General features: G+C 72.3%; 11 protein-coding genes. 1 reads left to right on the forward strand and 10 read right to left on the reverse strand.

The window, feature by feature from the left end:
- Window position 1: 1 nt before the first annotated feature.
- Genes O7543_RS26780 through O7543_RS26810 form a run of 7 tightly spaced genes read right to left on the reverse strand, consistent with a single transcriptional unit; the run spans window position 2 to window position 7,429 of the window.
- Window positions 2–1,021 carry a hypothetical protein gene (locus tag O7543_RS26780; protein ID WP_281551327.1) on the reverse strand — a complete coding sequence of 340 codons (1,020 nt, stop codon included), beginning with the start codon at window positions 1,019–1,021 and terminating at the stop codon, window positions 2–4.
- Window positions 1,021–2,313, reverse strand: coding sequence for an MFS transporter (locus O7543_RS26785; RefSeq protein WP_281551326.1), 1,293 nt, complete (start codon window positions 2,311–2,313; stop codon window positions 1,021–1,023). Before O7543_RS26785 ends, O7543_RS26780 begins: the two co-directional genes overlap by 1 nt.
- Window positions 2,310–3,440 carry a DegT/DnrJ/EryC1/StrS family aminotransferase gene (locus O7543_RS26790; protein ID WP_281551325.1) on the reverse strand — a complete coding sequence of 377 codons (1,131 nt, stop codon included), beginning with the start codon at window positions 3,438–3,440 and terminating at the stop codon, window positions 2,310–2,312. The genes O7543_RS26785 and O7543_RS26790 overlap by 4 nt, the downstream gene beginning before the upstream one ends.
- Complete coding sequence (locus O7543_RS26795) at window positions 3,437–4,192, reverse strand: acetyltransferase (protein ID WP_281551324.1); 756 nt, start codon at window positions 4,190–4,192, stop codon at window positions 3,437–3,439. The genes O7543_RS26790 and O7543_RS26795 overlap by 4 nt, the downstream gene beginning before the upstream one ends.
- Window positions 4,189–5,337, reverse strand: coding sequence for a DegT/DnrJ/EryC1/StrS family aminotransferase (locus O7543_RS26800; RefSeq protein ID WP_281551323.1), 1,149 nt, complete (start codon window positions 5,335–5,337; stop codon window positions 4,189–4,191). Before O7543_RS26800 ends, O7543_RS26795 begins: the two co-directional genes overlap by 4 nt.
- A complete protein-coding gene (locus tag O7543_RS26805) occupies window positions 5,334–6,377 on the reverse strand; it encodes an NAD-dependent epimerase/dehydratase family protein (protein WP_281551322.1) in 1,044 nt (347 codons plus the stop codon). Before O7543_RS26805 ends, O7543_RS26800 begins: the two co-directional genes overlap by 4 nt.
- Window positions 6,374–7,429, reverse strand: a complete 1,056-nt coding sequence (locus O7543_RS26810; protein ID WP_281567286.1) for a Gfo/Idh/MocA family oxidoreductase — start codon at window positions 7,427–7,429, stop codon at window positions 6,374–6,376. Before O7543_RS26810 ends, O7543_RS26805 begins: the two co-directional genes overlap by 4 nt.
- A 393-nt stretch (window positions 7,430–7,822) precedes the next feature.
- On the opposite strand from O7543_RS26810, the gene O7543_RS26815 reads away from it, so the two are divergent.
- Entirely contained in the window at window positions 7,823–8,449 is a 627-nt protein-coding gene (locus tag O7543_RS26815; protein ID WP_281551320.1) for an acyltransferase, read from the forward strand.
- Window positions 8,450–8,503: 54 nt separating this feature from the next.
- On the opposite strand, the gene O7543_RS26820 is transcribed toward O7543_RS26815, so the two are convergent.
- The 3 genes from O7543_RS26820 to mce all read right to left on the reverse strand — a co-directional run bounded on the left by O7543_RS26820 (window position 8,504) and on the right by mce (window position 12,852).
- Window positions 8,504–10,378 carry a hypothetical protein gene (locus tag O7543_RS26820; RefSeq protein WP_281551319.1) on the reverse strand — a complete coding sequence of 625 codons (1,875 nt, stop codon included), beginning with the start codon at window positions 10,376–10,378 and terminating at the stop codon, window positions 8,504–8,506.
- A 282-nt stretch (window positions 10,379–10,660) separates the two neighbouring features.
- Window positions 10,661–11,905, reverse strand: a complete 1,245-nt coding sequence (locus tag O7543_RS26825) for a DivIVA domain-containing protein (RefSeq protein ID WP_281551318.1) — start codon at window positions 11,903–11,905, stop codon at window positions 10,661–10,663.
- Between the two features lie 461 nt (window positions 11,906–12,366).
- Window positions 12,367–12,852, reverse strand: a complete 486-nt coding sequence (gene mce, locus O7543_RS26830) for a methylmalonyl-CoA epimerase (RefSeq protein ID WP_281551317.1) — start codon at window positions 12,850–12,852, stop codon at window positions 12,367–12,369.
- Between the last annotated feature and the right edge of the window lie 52 nt (window positions 12,853–12,904).

The following is a 12,904-nucleotide window of genomic DNA, read 5'->3' on the forward strand; positions in this document are numbered from 1 at the left end:
GTCACCGGACCACCGCCGGTGACCAGGCATCGTGCACCAGTACCTGCGGTGCTCCCGAACCGTCCGCCGGGACCTGCCACACGTCGCTGGTCGCCGCACCGCCGTCCGCGTCGCGGGGCAGCCCGTAGACGACGTTTCCGTCGTCGAGCCACTCGACCTGGTCGTCGACGCTGCGGGTCTCGGCCAGCACGGTCTCGGTGCCGGTGGCCAGGTCGTAGACGGCCAGCCGCCACTGGCCGGGCGGCAGGTCGCCGCGCTTCTTGAACACCACCCGGGTCCGGTCCGGTGACAACGACGGGCACTCGGCGTCCTCCCGCAGCGCGTCGACCCGGCGCCCGCCGATGCTCCCCTCGACCAGCCAGGTCCGGCCACCCGAGGCGGCGGTGGCGTAGAACCGGTCGTCGTCGGCGAAGGTGACCCCCCACAGGTTCTTGTCGACCGCGGTGACCAGTTCACCGTCGACGTAGAGCGGGAACTGTTCGATGTCGCCGACCATCTCGCCGTCGGTGCGGGTGATCACCGTACGGGTGGAGAACTCGCCCGGGTTGGCGTAGGAGTCGCCGGCCACGAACGACGTCGTCGCGGCCAACGTACCGTCGCGCGACAGCCGGGCCCGCGACGGGATCCCGGTGAACGGCAGGTCCTGCTTCGGCTCGAACCCGGTGTCCAGCAGCTGCGCCCGGTACACGGTGAGCAGCCCACGCTCGGCGGACAGGCAGATGGTCTGCGAGTCGGTGGCGTACACCCGCTCGCAGCTCGCCCCGGTCAGCGCCCGCGGACCGTCCGGGTCACTCAGCGGCGTCATCGCGATCTCGCCGTAGCCGGTGCCCAGCGCGGTGGAGCGGAACACCAGGTGCGCCTCGGCGCGGACCGCAGCCACGTCGGCTCGCACCGGCACCGGGCTGGCGTCGGCCTGCACCCGGGCCTGCGACTGCCGGACCTGCCACACGTACCCGCCGGCGCCGAACGTCACCAGCAGCACGATCGCGGCGAGGACCGCCAGCCGGACCCGCAGCCCCATCAGGACCCCCCACCCGCCGGTACGGCGTCGCCGGCCGCCGGAGCCCGGTCCACGCCATGCAGCAGCCACCAGGCCGTCGGGATGCCGCCGGCCAGGACCGCCGAGAAGACCAGCACCGCACCGGCCGGACCGGTCACCGACCACAACAGACCGAAAGCGACCGACGAGACGAACCGGGTCAGCACCACCACCGTCTGCGCGGCGGCGATCCCGCTGCCCCGGGCCGGGGCCGGCACCAACCGGGCGACCAGCGCCGGCAGCACCCCGTCGGTGGCGGCGTAGAAGACGCCGAGCAGCAGCAGCACCGCGACGGTCAGTCCGACGCCGCCGGCCGGCACAGCGGCCAGCAGGTAGCAGGCGAGCAGCGCGCCGTGCCCGGCAACCATCACCTTCGCCCGGCCGACCCGGTCGGCCAGCCGGCCCATCGGCACCGCCAGCAGCAGGTACGCCACGTTGGTGCCGACGAACAACAGCGGGAAGTACAGCGCGGCGAAGTCGTCGCGGTCCTGCAACGTCAGGTAGAGGAAGCCGTCGCCGACGGTCGACAGGCCGAGCAGCCCGGCGGCGAGCAGCGGCCGGCGCAGCCGCGCACCGGTCACCTCGGCCACCATCCGCCGTACCCCGAACCGCACCGCGCCCACCGCGGTCGACAGGTTCGGCACGAACAGCACCAGCACCGCCACGCCGACCACCGCGAACGCGAACGACACCAGGAACACCGAGTCGTAGCTGCCCGGGACAGCGGCGAGCAGGGCGAACGCCACCAGCGGCCCGAGCGCGGCGCCGAGCGTGTCCAACGCCCGGTGCACGCCGAACGCCCGCCCCAGCATCGCCGGGTCCGACGAGGCCGCGATCAGCGCGTCCCGGGGCGCGGTGCGCAGCCCCTTGCCGAGCCGGTCCGTGGTGATCACCGCGGTGATCGCGGCGAACCCCTGGGCCGGCACCATGGCGATCCGGCTCAACGCCGACGCGCCGTAGCCGACCACCGCCACCCACTTCGGGTGCCCACCGCGGTCCCCGGCGTACCCGCCGGCGATCCGGACCAGCGCGCTGACCCCCTGGTAGACGCCGTCGAGAAAGCCGTACGCCACCGGGCTGAGCCCGACCACCACGGTCAGGTACAGCGGCAGTACCGAGGCGACCATCTCCGAGGAGACATCGGTCAGCAGGCTGACCGTGCCGAGTAGCAGCACGGTGCCGGACACCCGCCGGCCGACGGCCCGGCCCGGGGTGCCCGAGTCCGCGCCGGGCCGGTCGCGCAGGGTGACGTACACGGTGGACTGTCCGGTCAACCCGCCAGCGCGGCGGCCAGCACCTCGACGACCCGGTCCTGCTGCTCGGCGGTCAACTGCGGGTAGATCGGCAGCGACAGCAGCTCCGGCGCGGTCGACTCGGCGTGCGGGAACGACCCGGCCGGGTAGCCGAGATCGGCGAAGGCCGGGGTCAGGTGCACCGGTACCGGGTAGTGAATGCCGGCACCGATCCCTGCGGCGTTCAACACGGCCAGCACGGCGTCCCGCCGGGTAGCCCCGCCGGGCACCCGGACACAGTAGATGTGCCAGACGTGCACGTTGCCGTCCAGCGTCACCGGCCGGACCACGTCGAGGCCGGCCAGCAGCTCGTGGTAGCGGGCCGCGATGGCGCGCCGTCGGTCGTTCCAGTCGGCCAGCCGGGCCAGCTTGGCCCGCAGCACCACCGCCTGCAGCCCGTCGAGTCGGCTGTTGAAGCCGACCACCTCGTGCACGTACTTGCGGACGCTGCCGTGCGCCGACATCCGCCGGACGTCAGCGGCGAGCTGGGCGTCGGCGGTGACCACCGCGCCGGCGTCGCCGTACGCGCCGAGGTTCTTGCCCGGGTAGAAGCTGGTGGCGGCGATCCCGTCGGCACCGGCGCCCCGGCCGTGCCGGGTCGCCCCCTGGCACTGCGCGGCGTCCTCGACGATCGCGATCTCCTGCCCGGTGGCGGACAGGCTGGCGAGCCCGGCGCGCAGCCGGTCCACCTCGGCGAGCTGGCCGTACAGGTGCACCGGGGCGATCGCCCGGGTGGCCGGGGTGACCGCGGCCAGTGCCGCGTCCACGTCGATCAGGTACGTCGCCGGGTCGCAGTCGACCAGCACCACCCGGGCGCCGGCCCGGGCGACCGCCTCGGCGGTGGCGATGAACGTGTTCGCCGGCAGGATCACCTCGCTGCCCGGGCCGACCCCGACCGCCCGCAGGGCCAGCTCCAGCGCGTCGGTGCCGTTGGCCACCCCGACGCAGTGCGGCACGCCGCTGAACGTGGCGTACTCGGCCTCGAAGGCGGTCACCTCGGCGCCGCCGATGAACGCGGTGCCGGCGAGGACCCGCTTGAAACCGGCATCGACCTCCTCGGCCACCTCGGTGTGGGCGGCGGCCAGGTCGACGAGGGGGATGCTGCTCACGCGTGACTCCTCAACTGCGACTCGTTCGTTCGATCGGCGGGGTGGTCGGCCGGGGCGTCGGCCGGGCCGTCAACCGGGGTGTCGGCCGGGCCGTCAACCGGCGCGTTGGCGCGGCGCAGGAAGCGGGCCGGCGCGCCGACCCACACCTCGTCGGCGGGTACGTCGCGCAGCACCACCGAGCCCATGCCCAGCTGCGACCAGGCACCGACGGCGATCCCGTCGCGCAGCAGCGCGCCGGCACCGACGTAGACGCCGTCGCCGAGCCGTACTCCGCCGCCGAGGCGCGCCCCGGAGGCGATCGTGGCGTGCGGCCCGATCACGTTGTCGTGGGTCAGCACCACCTGTGGCATCACCGCGACGTGTGCACCGACGGACACCTCGGCGGTCAGATCCACCCCGGCCAGCAGCACACTGCCCGGCCCGACGGTGCAGCCGGCACCGATCCGGGCCGCCGGGTGCACCACGGTGGCGTAGCGCTGCGCTGGCAGGCCGAACCGTTCGACCAGCCGCTGCCGGGACCGGTAGTTGCGGGGGTTGCCGACGCAGACCAGCACGGCCGCGTCGGCCAGTTCGGCGACCAGGTCGGTGCCACCGATCACCGGTACGTCAACCCGCCGGCTGCCGTGCAGCGCCGGGTCGTCGTCGAGGAAGCCGCGCAGCCGCCAGGTCGGCGACACCGCGTTGACCGCCGCGACGGCGGCGGCGGTCTCCCGGGCGAACCCGCCGGCGCCGACGATCAGCAGATCCCTCATCGGCCGGCCAGTTTGCGCAGCACCGCGACGATGTGGTCCTGGTCGGCCTCGGTGAGGGCGTGGTGCAGCGGCAGGATCAGCGAGTCGCGGGTCAGCCGCTCGGTCACCGGCAGCGGGGCCGGGGTGACGTCGGCGTACGCCGGCTCCAGATGAGCGGCCATGATGCCGCGCCGGGCCGACACCCCGGCGTCGGACAGCCCGGTGAGCACGTCGTCGCGGCTCACGCCGAACTCCGGGTCGACCCGTACCCAGAACGACTGGAAGTTGGTTTCGCCGTACGCCGGGTCGACCACCGCTACCAGGCCGTCGATGCCGGCGAGCAGTTGGTGGTAGCGGGCGGCGAGCGCCCGCCGGCCGGCGACCAGGCCGGCGAGCCGACCGACCTGGACCAGGCCGACCGCCGCCTGGATGTCGGTCATCCGGTAGTTGAAGGCCGGTTCCAGGTAGGCCTCCAGCACCGGCTGGGCGCTGGCATGCCGGTCGGCGGCGGAGACGTTCATGCCGTGCTCGCGCAGCCGGCGCAGCCGGGCCGCACCGTCGGCGTCGTCCAGGGTCAGCATGCCACCCTCACCCGTGGTGATCACCTTGCGCGGGTGGAACGACCAGGCGGAGACCGTCGCCCCGGCACCCACCGGTCGGCCGTACGCGCGGGAACCAGCCGCGCAGGCGGCATCCTCGATCAGCGGTACGCCCCAGCCGGCGGCCGCCGTACGCAGCGTGGCCGTGTCGAACGGCATGCCGCCCTGGTGGACCGCGATCACCGCCCGGGTACGCGGGGTGCGTACCGCCTCGATCGTCTCGACGGTCAGGTTGCCGGTGACCAGGTCGACGTCGGCGAAGACCGGCTCGGCACCGGCGTGCCGGACCGCGTTCGCGGTGGCGATGAACGACAGCGACGGCACGACGACCTCATCGCCGGGGCCGACGCCGTGCAGCACCAGCGCCAGGTGCAGCGCGGTGGTGCAGGAGCTGACCGCCACCCCGTGGTCGGCGCCGACGACGGCGGCGAACTCGCGCTCGAACTGCGCCACCCGGGGGCCCTGGGCCACCCAGCCGGAGCGGATCGCCGCGGCGGCGGCCTGCTCCTCCTCCTCGCCGAGCATCGGCAGCATCACCTGGATGCGGCGCGGACTGGTCTCGCTCATGCCGGTTGGCTCCAGTTCCTGGTCTGCATCCGCTCCAGCGCACCGGGCTGCTCGCGCAGCAACCGCTGGAAGTACTCGAGGGTGTGGCCGATGCCTTCGGCCAACGACACGCGGGGGGCGAAGTCGACCGTCTTGCGCAGTCTGGAGGTGTCCACCCAGAGCCGGGGGACATCGGCCGGGCGCGGCGGCTCGTACACCGGTTGCAGGTCGGTGCGGCCGACCGCTTCCAGCACCGTGCGGGCCAGCAGCCCGATGGACAGCTCCTCGCCGTACCCGAGGTTGACCACCTCGCCGACCAGTTCGGTCGACTCGGCGACCCGGGCCAGCGTCTCGACGCAGTCCCGCACGTACAGGAAATCGCGGGTGACGCTGCCGTCGCCGAAGACCACCGGCGGCTGCCCGGCCAGCGCCCGCAGGATGAACCGGGGGATCACCTCGCCGGAGTCACCCTCGAAGTGCGACCGCGGCCCGTAGTTGTTGAACGGCCGGACGCAGACCACCGGCAGCCCCCAGCACTCCAGGTACGAGCGGGCGTAGTGCTCGCCGGCGAGTTTGCTGCTGCCGTAGACGGTCAGTGGCCAGGGGGTGGTCTGCTCGGTGATCGGGAACTCCAGCGCCCGACCGTAGATCTCCGAAGTCGACACGTACAGCAGCCGGGACACCTGCGCGGCCCGCGCCGCCTCCAGCACGTTGAGTGTGCCGAGCGCGTTGACCTGGTGGTTCTCCACCGGACTGTGCAGCGAGTGGCGTACCCCGAGGCAGGCCAGGTGGAACACCACGTCGACCCCGGCCATCGCGTCATGGCAGGTCTGCGGGTCGCAGATGTCGCCCTCGATCACCCGGACCGACTCGGCACCGGGGAACGTCAGATTCTCCCGGGTGCCGTTGCGGAAGTTGTCCAGCACCACGACCTGCGCGCCGAGCGAGACGAGATGCTCGGTCAGGTGTGAGCCGATGAAGCCGGCGCCGCCAGTGACCAGCACGGTCGAGTTGGCCAGGTCGACCGCGGGGGCGGCGCCGGGAGTGGCTGCGACGGTCATGCGGCGGGCTCCTCGTCCAGCGGGATCATCGTGCCGCCGGCGGCGAGGCTGCGGGTGGCGGCTTCCAGGATGGCCAGCACCCGCAGGCCGGAACGGCCGTCGGTCAACGCCGGGGTGCCGGTACGGATGGCGCGGGCGTATTCGTCGACCATGGTGCGCAGCGCCTCCCGCTCGGTCAGCGCCGGGGCGACCATGTCGCCGGAGCGATACGACACCAGCGTGTCCCGACGGGCCTCGGTGCCGAGCTCGTCGGAGGTGGCGACGTCGACGCCCCGGTCGAACAGGGCGAGCCGCTGGCCCGGGTTGAGGTCGTCCCAGACCAGGGTCCGCTTCGACCCGCCGATGATCGTCGTACGGATCTTGACCGGGGACAGCCAGTTGACGTGCACGTGGGCGATCGCGCCGCTGCTCAGCCGCAGGGTGAGGTACGCCACGCAGGCCCGGCCGGCGCCGATGCCGTCGGCGCCGTGCGCCGCGACCGACACCGGCCGTACCCCTGGCGGCAGCACGAAGTCGAGAATGGACAGGTCGTGCGGGGCGAGGTCCCAGACGACGTCGATGTCGCGCTGCACCAGGCCCAGGTTGATCCGTACGGAGTCGAGGTAGTGCAGCTCACCCAGCTCGCCGGAGTGCAGCATCTCCCGGATACGCAGCACCGCCGGGGTGTAGCAATAGGTGTGGTCGCACATCAGGGTCAGTCCGCGCTGCTCGGCCTCGGCGACCAGCCGCGTTCCGTCGGCGTGGTTGGCGGCGAGCGGCTTCTCGACCAGCACGTGCTTGCCGGCGCGCAGCGCGGCGAGGGCGACCTCGAGGTGGGTGCCGGCCGGTGTGGCGATCGCCACGGCACGCACCGAGTCGTCGGCGAGTACCCGGGCCAGGTCGTCTGTCGCGCCGACCGTCGAGTAGTCGCCGAGCACCGCGCGGGCCCGACCGAGATCGAGGTCACAGAGCCAGTGCAGCCGGAACGCCGGGCTGGACATGAAGTTGCGGACCAGGTTGGGGCCCCAGTAGCCGGCGCCGATGACGGCTACGCCGATGGGCTCGTCCGGCATGGCAGGCGGATGAGTCACGGATGTCCATTTCGTCGGGGGGCATGCTGACCCGGGCGAGCCGGGCCGACCCGGGCCACCGCCGGATGGGCGCGGCCCATCGGTGGGCCCGGCGGAGAGGGTCCGTTCGGGAAGCTACCGAGCGCTGCCACGCCGACGCCAGCACTGTGACGTAAACCCGGCACAACCGCGAGGTCACGAGGTACCTTCGTCGGCCTGGGTCCACCTGTCGGCCAGTGCCGGCCCGGAGGGTCGGTCCCTTCCAGCCGGAGAGTCGGCCGCTTCGGGGCGCAGGGTCGGTTTCCCGACATCGGCGGCGTCGGTGACCCCCTACCGTGTGCGCCGCACCTCCGGCAGTTCTGGCACACTGCCGGTGACCAGGAAGGATCACGGCTCATGAGTGCAACCGCAGCGCGTCCGGACGCCACTGACGCCGACGCCACTGTCGCCGGCTCGGCCGACGTGGCCGACACGGCGAGTATCGGTGCCGGCACCCGCGTCTGGCACCTGGCCCAGGTCCGCGAGGACGCGTCGGTCGGCCGCAACTGCATCATCGGCCGCGGAGCGTACGTCGGTCCGGGGGTCCGGCTCGGCGACAACGTCAAACTGCAGAATCACGCCCTCGTCTACGAGCCGGCGCAGCTCGACGACGGAGTGTTCATCGGGCCGGCGGCGGTGCTGACCAACGACGAGTACCCCCGGGCGGTCACCCCGGACGGGCGGCTGAAGACCGGCGACGACTGGACTGCGGTCGGTGTCACCATCGGCACCGGCGCGGCGATCGGTGCCCGGGCGGTCTGTGTCGCCCCGGTGCGTATCGGCCGCTGGGCGACGGTCGCCGCCGGGGCCGTGGTCACCCGGGACGTCCCGGACTTCGCCCTGGTCGTCGGGGTGCCGGCGCGCCGGGTCGGCTGGGTCGGCCGGGCCGGCGTACCGCTGGTCGCGGACGGCGACGGCCGGTTCGTCTGCCCCCGCACCGGGCAGCGCCACGTCGAGTGCGATGGGCTGCTCACCGAGGAGTGAAGCCGGCCACCCCACATGTGCACGGCAGGATCATCGGCGGTCCGCGGGCCGGGGTCAGGCGTGGGTACGGCGCTTGCGCTCGGGCGCGCCCGCAACGACCTTCTCGGCGGTCTGATCGACCGACACCGCCTCGGTCGGGACCGCGTCCACCGGTAGGGTCTGCTCCGGCTCCGCCGCGGGAGCCTGCGTCGCCGGTGCCCGCTCAGGCTGTTGTGCGGTCGGCTCGGGCTGTTGTTCCGCCGGCTCTGGTTCCTGCGCCAGAGTTACCTGCTCGGCTTCCCGCATCCCGGCGAGGCGCTGCTGCTCGCCGGCAAGCTCGGCCTGGACCGCGCTGAGCGTACGCCGTGCCTCGTCGGACTCCTGCCGGGTGAGCACCATCTGGTGCCGCAGGTCGGCCAGTGCCTGCTGCGCCTCGGCGACCTCCTGCAGCACCTCGGTGAGTTGCTGACCGGCGGAGACCACCTCACGCTGGGCGGATGCCACCTGCTGCTGACTGCTGGCCAGCTGGCGCTGGGCGATCGCCGCGTGCTCCTCGGAGAGACGTCGGACACTCGCGGCGTGCTCGTCGGCGCTGCCCCGCGTGCTGAGCGCGTACTCCTCGGCCTGCTGGCGGATGGTCACCGCCTGCTCCTCGGCCCGGGAGCGGATGTGGGTTGCGTACTCCTCGGCCTCACCGCGCTGGTTGGTGATGATCTCCTGGGTGGTGCTGCGCCACTGCTCCACCTCCTGCTCGGCGGCGGTCCGCAACTCGCCGATCTCCTGCTCCATCGTCGCGCGGCGCCGGTCGACCTCCTGCTGTACGCCGTCGCGTAGCTCGGCGACCTCTGCTTCGGCGGTACTGCGCAGCGTGGTCAGCTCCTGCTCGACCTGGTCACGTCGGGCGGTGAGCTCCTGGTCCAGCTCGGCGCGGGTCTGCGCGACGAACGCGTCGGTCTCGGCGTGCGTCCGGGTGACGTACTCGGTGGCCTGCTCGACGGCCTGGGCGGCCTCCCGGTGGGCCGACTCGGCGGCGGCCTCGCCCTCGGTACGGATCCGTTCGGCGTCCTGCCGGGCGGCGGCGACCGCCGCTTCGGCGGCCTCGCGCAGGTTGGTTGCCTCTTCCTGGGCGGTGGTGACCATGCGGCTGGCGTCCATCCGGGCCTGGGTGACCAGCCGTTCGGCTTCGGCCTGAGCGTCGGCCAGGGTCCGGTCGGCGGTCTCCTGGGCGGTGCTGACCGCGTTGCTGGCCTGTTCCTGGGCGGTGGTGACGGTCTGCCGGGCTTCCCGCTGGGCGGCCTTGACGGTGTCGTCGGCTTCCCGTCGTGCCGCGTGCAGCGCGTCGTCGGCCTGCTGCTGGGCGGTGGCGATGAGCTGGTTGGCCTCCTCCCGGGCAGCGACGAGAGCGGCCTCGGCCGCAGCCCGCAGGTTGTCCGACTCCTCACGGGCGCTGGTCACGGTCGCCTCGGCCTCGGCGCGGCGGGCGGCGTTGGCGCGGTCCTCCTCCGCGCGGCGAGCGGCGAGCGCCAGCTCGAAGTCGCGCATCGCGGTGTCGGCCTGCTGCCGGGCGTCGGCGAGCACCTGCTCGGCCTCGGCGCGGCGGGAGTCGATCTCCTCGGCCGCGTTGAACCGGATCTCCTCAGCCTGGTCCTCGGCGAGCCCGAGGATCTGCTCGACCCGCGGGCCGAGGTGCCGGAACGACACCTGGTCCAGAAAGCTGGTCTCCCTCCGGGCCTCGGTCAGATCGGCCTGGAGCTGCTCGATCTGCGCAGCCAGGGTGTGCATCTGCACGTAAATCTGTTCCCGTTCCGCGCCGAGCGTGGCCAGCTCGTTCTCGGTACGGGCGATGTAGCGGTCGACCTGACGTTTGTCGTACCCCCGGATCGCCAGCTCGAAGTTGGGCCCCGATCCGGAGTCCCCGTCAAGGTTGAAGAGTTCTTCGCCTTGCGCCATGGCTCCATCCTCACACGCAACGCCCTGTTGCGGGGCGATACCCATGCTCCTGACAGGACGCGCGTCACTTCGGATGATTTGCCAGGTGTGAACCATTCGCCCAGCGGGTATGCCGCATCACCGGCGGTGATCGTGCGCGTCGCCGCCGGGCGGCAGGGCTGGCCGGGACACGCACAGCAGGGGACCGGGCACCGAACGCGAAGGGCCGCGCCGGAGCACCGGCGCGGCCCTTCGGCGGTTCGGTTCAGCTGGTCAGCTCGCTGAACGGTGTCCAATCAGTGGTCAGCTCGCCGACTTGGCGTTGACCGGCTCGGCGTTCTCGTCGGCCTTGCCGCTGTCCGCGCCGCCCGCCGGCACGCCGGGAACGATGCCGGCCAGGCCGGAGAGCATCTGGCCCAGCTGCGAGGTGACCGCGTCCTTCTGCCGGTTGAGGTCCTCGACCTCGCGGCGGGCGGCCTGGGTGGTCAGCTCGGCCTCGGTCCGGGCCTCGGTGAGCAGTCGGTTGGCTTCGCTGCGCGCCTCGTTGAGAGTCTTGTCCGCCAGCGACTTCGCCTTGTCCACGGTCTCCTGGGCGGACCGCTCGGACTCGATCCGGCGTGCCTCGGCGCGCTGCTCGATCTCCTTGGACCGGTCCTCGGCGGCCCGGGCACGCCCCTCGGCCTCGGCGACCATCCGCTGGGTCTGTGCGACCTGGGCGGCGTGCCGCTCGGACTCTTCCCGCTCGGCCTTCTCCCGGCGTTCAGCCAGCTGCAGCTCCAGTGCCTGCAGATCCTTGTCCCGCTTGTCGCGGGCGTCGGTGAGCAGCTTGGTCGCCTCGGCCCGCTTCTCCTCAGCCTCCCGGGCCGCCTTGGCCCGCAGTTGGGTGATCTCCCGCTCCGCGGTGGCCCGCAGGGTGGCGACCTCGCGCTCCACGGTCGACTTCAGCTCGGCGACCTCGTGGGCGGTGACCGCCCGCAGCTGCTTGGTCTCCCGTTCCGCGTCGGCCCGCAGCGTGTCCGCCTCGCGGCGGGCCTGCACCCGGACCTCGGCCGCCTCCCGCTCAGCCGCGGTCCGGACGCTGCCCGCCTCCCGCTCGGCCCCGGCCTTCATCGCGGCGGCCTCGGCCCGCGCCTTGTCGGTGATCTCCCGGGCCTCCAGCCGGGCCGCAGAGAGGATGCCCTCGGACTCCCGCTTGGCCTCACCGCGGTGGTCGTTGGCCTGCTCCTCGGCCAGCCGGAGAATCTGCTCCACCCGGGTTCCCAGGCCGGAGAGGGTGGGCCGGTTGTTCTCCTCGAGCTGCTTGTTGGTGTCGGTGAGCTTCTGTTCGACCGCGTTGAGCCGCTGCTCGGCCTGGCGGAGCCGGCGCTGCGCGTCGTTCATCCGCTGCTCGGCCTCAGCTCGAGCCTGCTCCGACTGGGTGAGGGCGGCTACCAGGCGCTGCAGGTGGTCATCCACCTGGTTGCGGTCGTAGCCACGAAGCACGACGGTGAAGTCGTGCGGAGCGCTGGCGTTATCGAAGAACGCAAGGGAGGACTGCTGCTGGGGCATTGAGACATAGTGGCAGATGTACCAGGGTGTTTCGCAAGAGCGAACTGCCCGTCACCACGATAGCCGACATGGTCATCTTTCCTTGGCCGACCGGCGCTCGGTATACGAATTGTAGGCGTATGCGTACGCAACGAAGTCTTTCGGGTGGTCGGGTCATCGCCGTGCACTCCGTCCAGAGCCCGGTCATGGCGATGTATGAGCAGCTCAGAGCGGTTCCTCTGGGTGCTTTCCGGGCGACGCCGGGTGGGGCCGTGGCTCAGCCTGCGGGCCAGCCGACGACGAACCGTTACGCCGCCAGTGCCACGCCGGGTGGCCCGCCGTCGGACGCCGTACCTGAAAACCGGTGAAGTTGTCCGGCCCGCTTCCTTTCGGCATTCCCGACCGACCAGTTCCGGTCCGTCGATCCGCATCAGCGGACCGGAACTGGCCGGCCAGTCGGTACGACCGGGCCGGTTTGTGACTTAGGCCGGCTGGTCCGGGGTCGCCGCCGGCTGGACCAACTCGACCAGGACGCCGCCGGCGTCCTTCGGGTGCACGAAGTTGATCCGCGAACCTGCGGTGCCCGGCCGAGGTGCGTCGTAGAGCAGCCGTAGTCCGCGCTCGCGCAGCGCCGCGCACGCCGCGTCGATGTCCACCACCGTGTACGCCAGCTGCTGCATCCCGGGGCCGTTGCGGTCCAGGAACTTGGCGATGGTCGACTCGGCAGACAACGGGGCGAGCAGCTGCACCTGACCGCCGTCGGGCACCGGCCCGACGGCGAGCATGGCCTCGCGTACCCCTTGGGCGTGATTGACTTCCAGGTGTACGCAGCGCATGCCGAAGGTGCGGGTGTAGAAATCGAGCGCGGTGTCCAGATCCGCCACAGCGATCCCGACATGGTCGATCTTCAGCAGGCCGATGTCTGTGACATAGTCCGCAGCGGCCTCGGCAGGAGCTTCTTCCGTCATGGCGATAGTCTGGCCGAACCATCGTTAAGTTGTCGCCGGCACCCCGGCCTTG

The sequence above is a fragment of the Solwaraspora sp. WMMA2080 genome (genome assembly GCF_027497395.1).
Taxonomy (GTDB): Bacteria; Actinomycetota; Actinomycetes; order Mycobacteriales; family Micromonosporaceae; genus Micromonospora_E.

Bases quoted from the DNA above. Each gene is read 5' to 3' on its own strand.
- O7543_RS26815 (WP_281551320.1), top strand. From the start codon at position 7,823: ATGAGTGCAACCGCAGCGCGTCCGGACGCCACTGACGCCGACGCCACT.
- O7543_RS26810 (WP_281567286.1), bottom strand. From the start codon at position 7,429: ATGCCGGACGAGCCCATCGGCGTAGCCGTCATCGGCGCCGGCTACTGG.
- O7543_RS26780 (WP_281551327.1), bottom strand. From the start codon at position 1,021: ATGGGGCTGCGGGTCCGGCTGGCGGTCCTCGCCGCGATCGTGCTGCTG.
- O7543_RS26795 (WP_281551324.1), bottom strand. From the start codon at position 4,192: ATGAGGGATCTGCTGATCGTCGGCGCCGGCGGGTTCGCCCGGGAGACC.
- mce (WP_281551317.1), bottom strand. From the start codon at position 12,852: ATGACGGAAGAAGCTCCTGCCGAGGCCGCTGCGGACTATGTCACAGAC.
- O7543_RS26825 (WP_281551318.1), bottom strand. From the start codon at position 11,905: ATGCCCCAGCAGCAGTCCTCCCTTGCGTTCTTCGATAACGCCAGCGCT.
- O7543_RS26820 (WP_281551319.1), bottom strand. From the start codon at position 10,378: ATGGCGCAAGGCGAAGAACTCTTCAACCTTGACGGGGACTCCGGATCG.
- O7543_RS26800 (WP_281551323.1), bottom strand. From the start codon at position 5,337: ATGAGCGAGACCAGTCCGCGCCGCATCCAGGTGATGCTGCCGATGCTC.
- O7543_RS26805 (WP_281551322.1), bottom strand. From the start codon at position 6,377: ATGACCGTCGCAGCCACTCCCGGCGCCGCCCCCGCGGTCGACCTGGCC.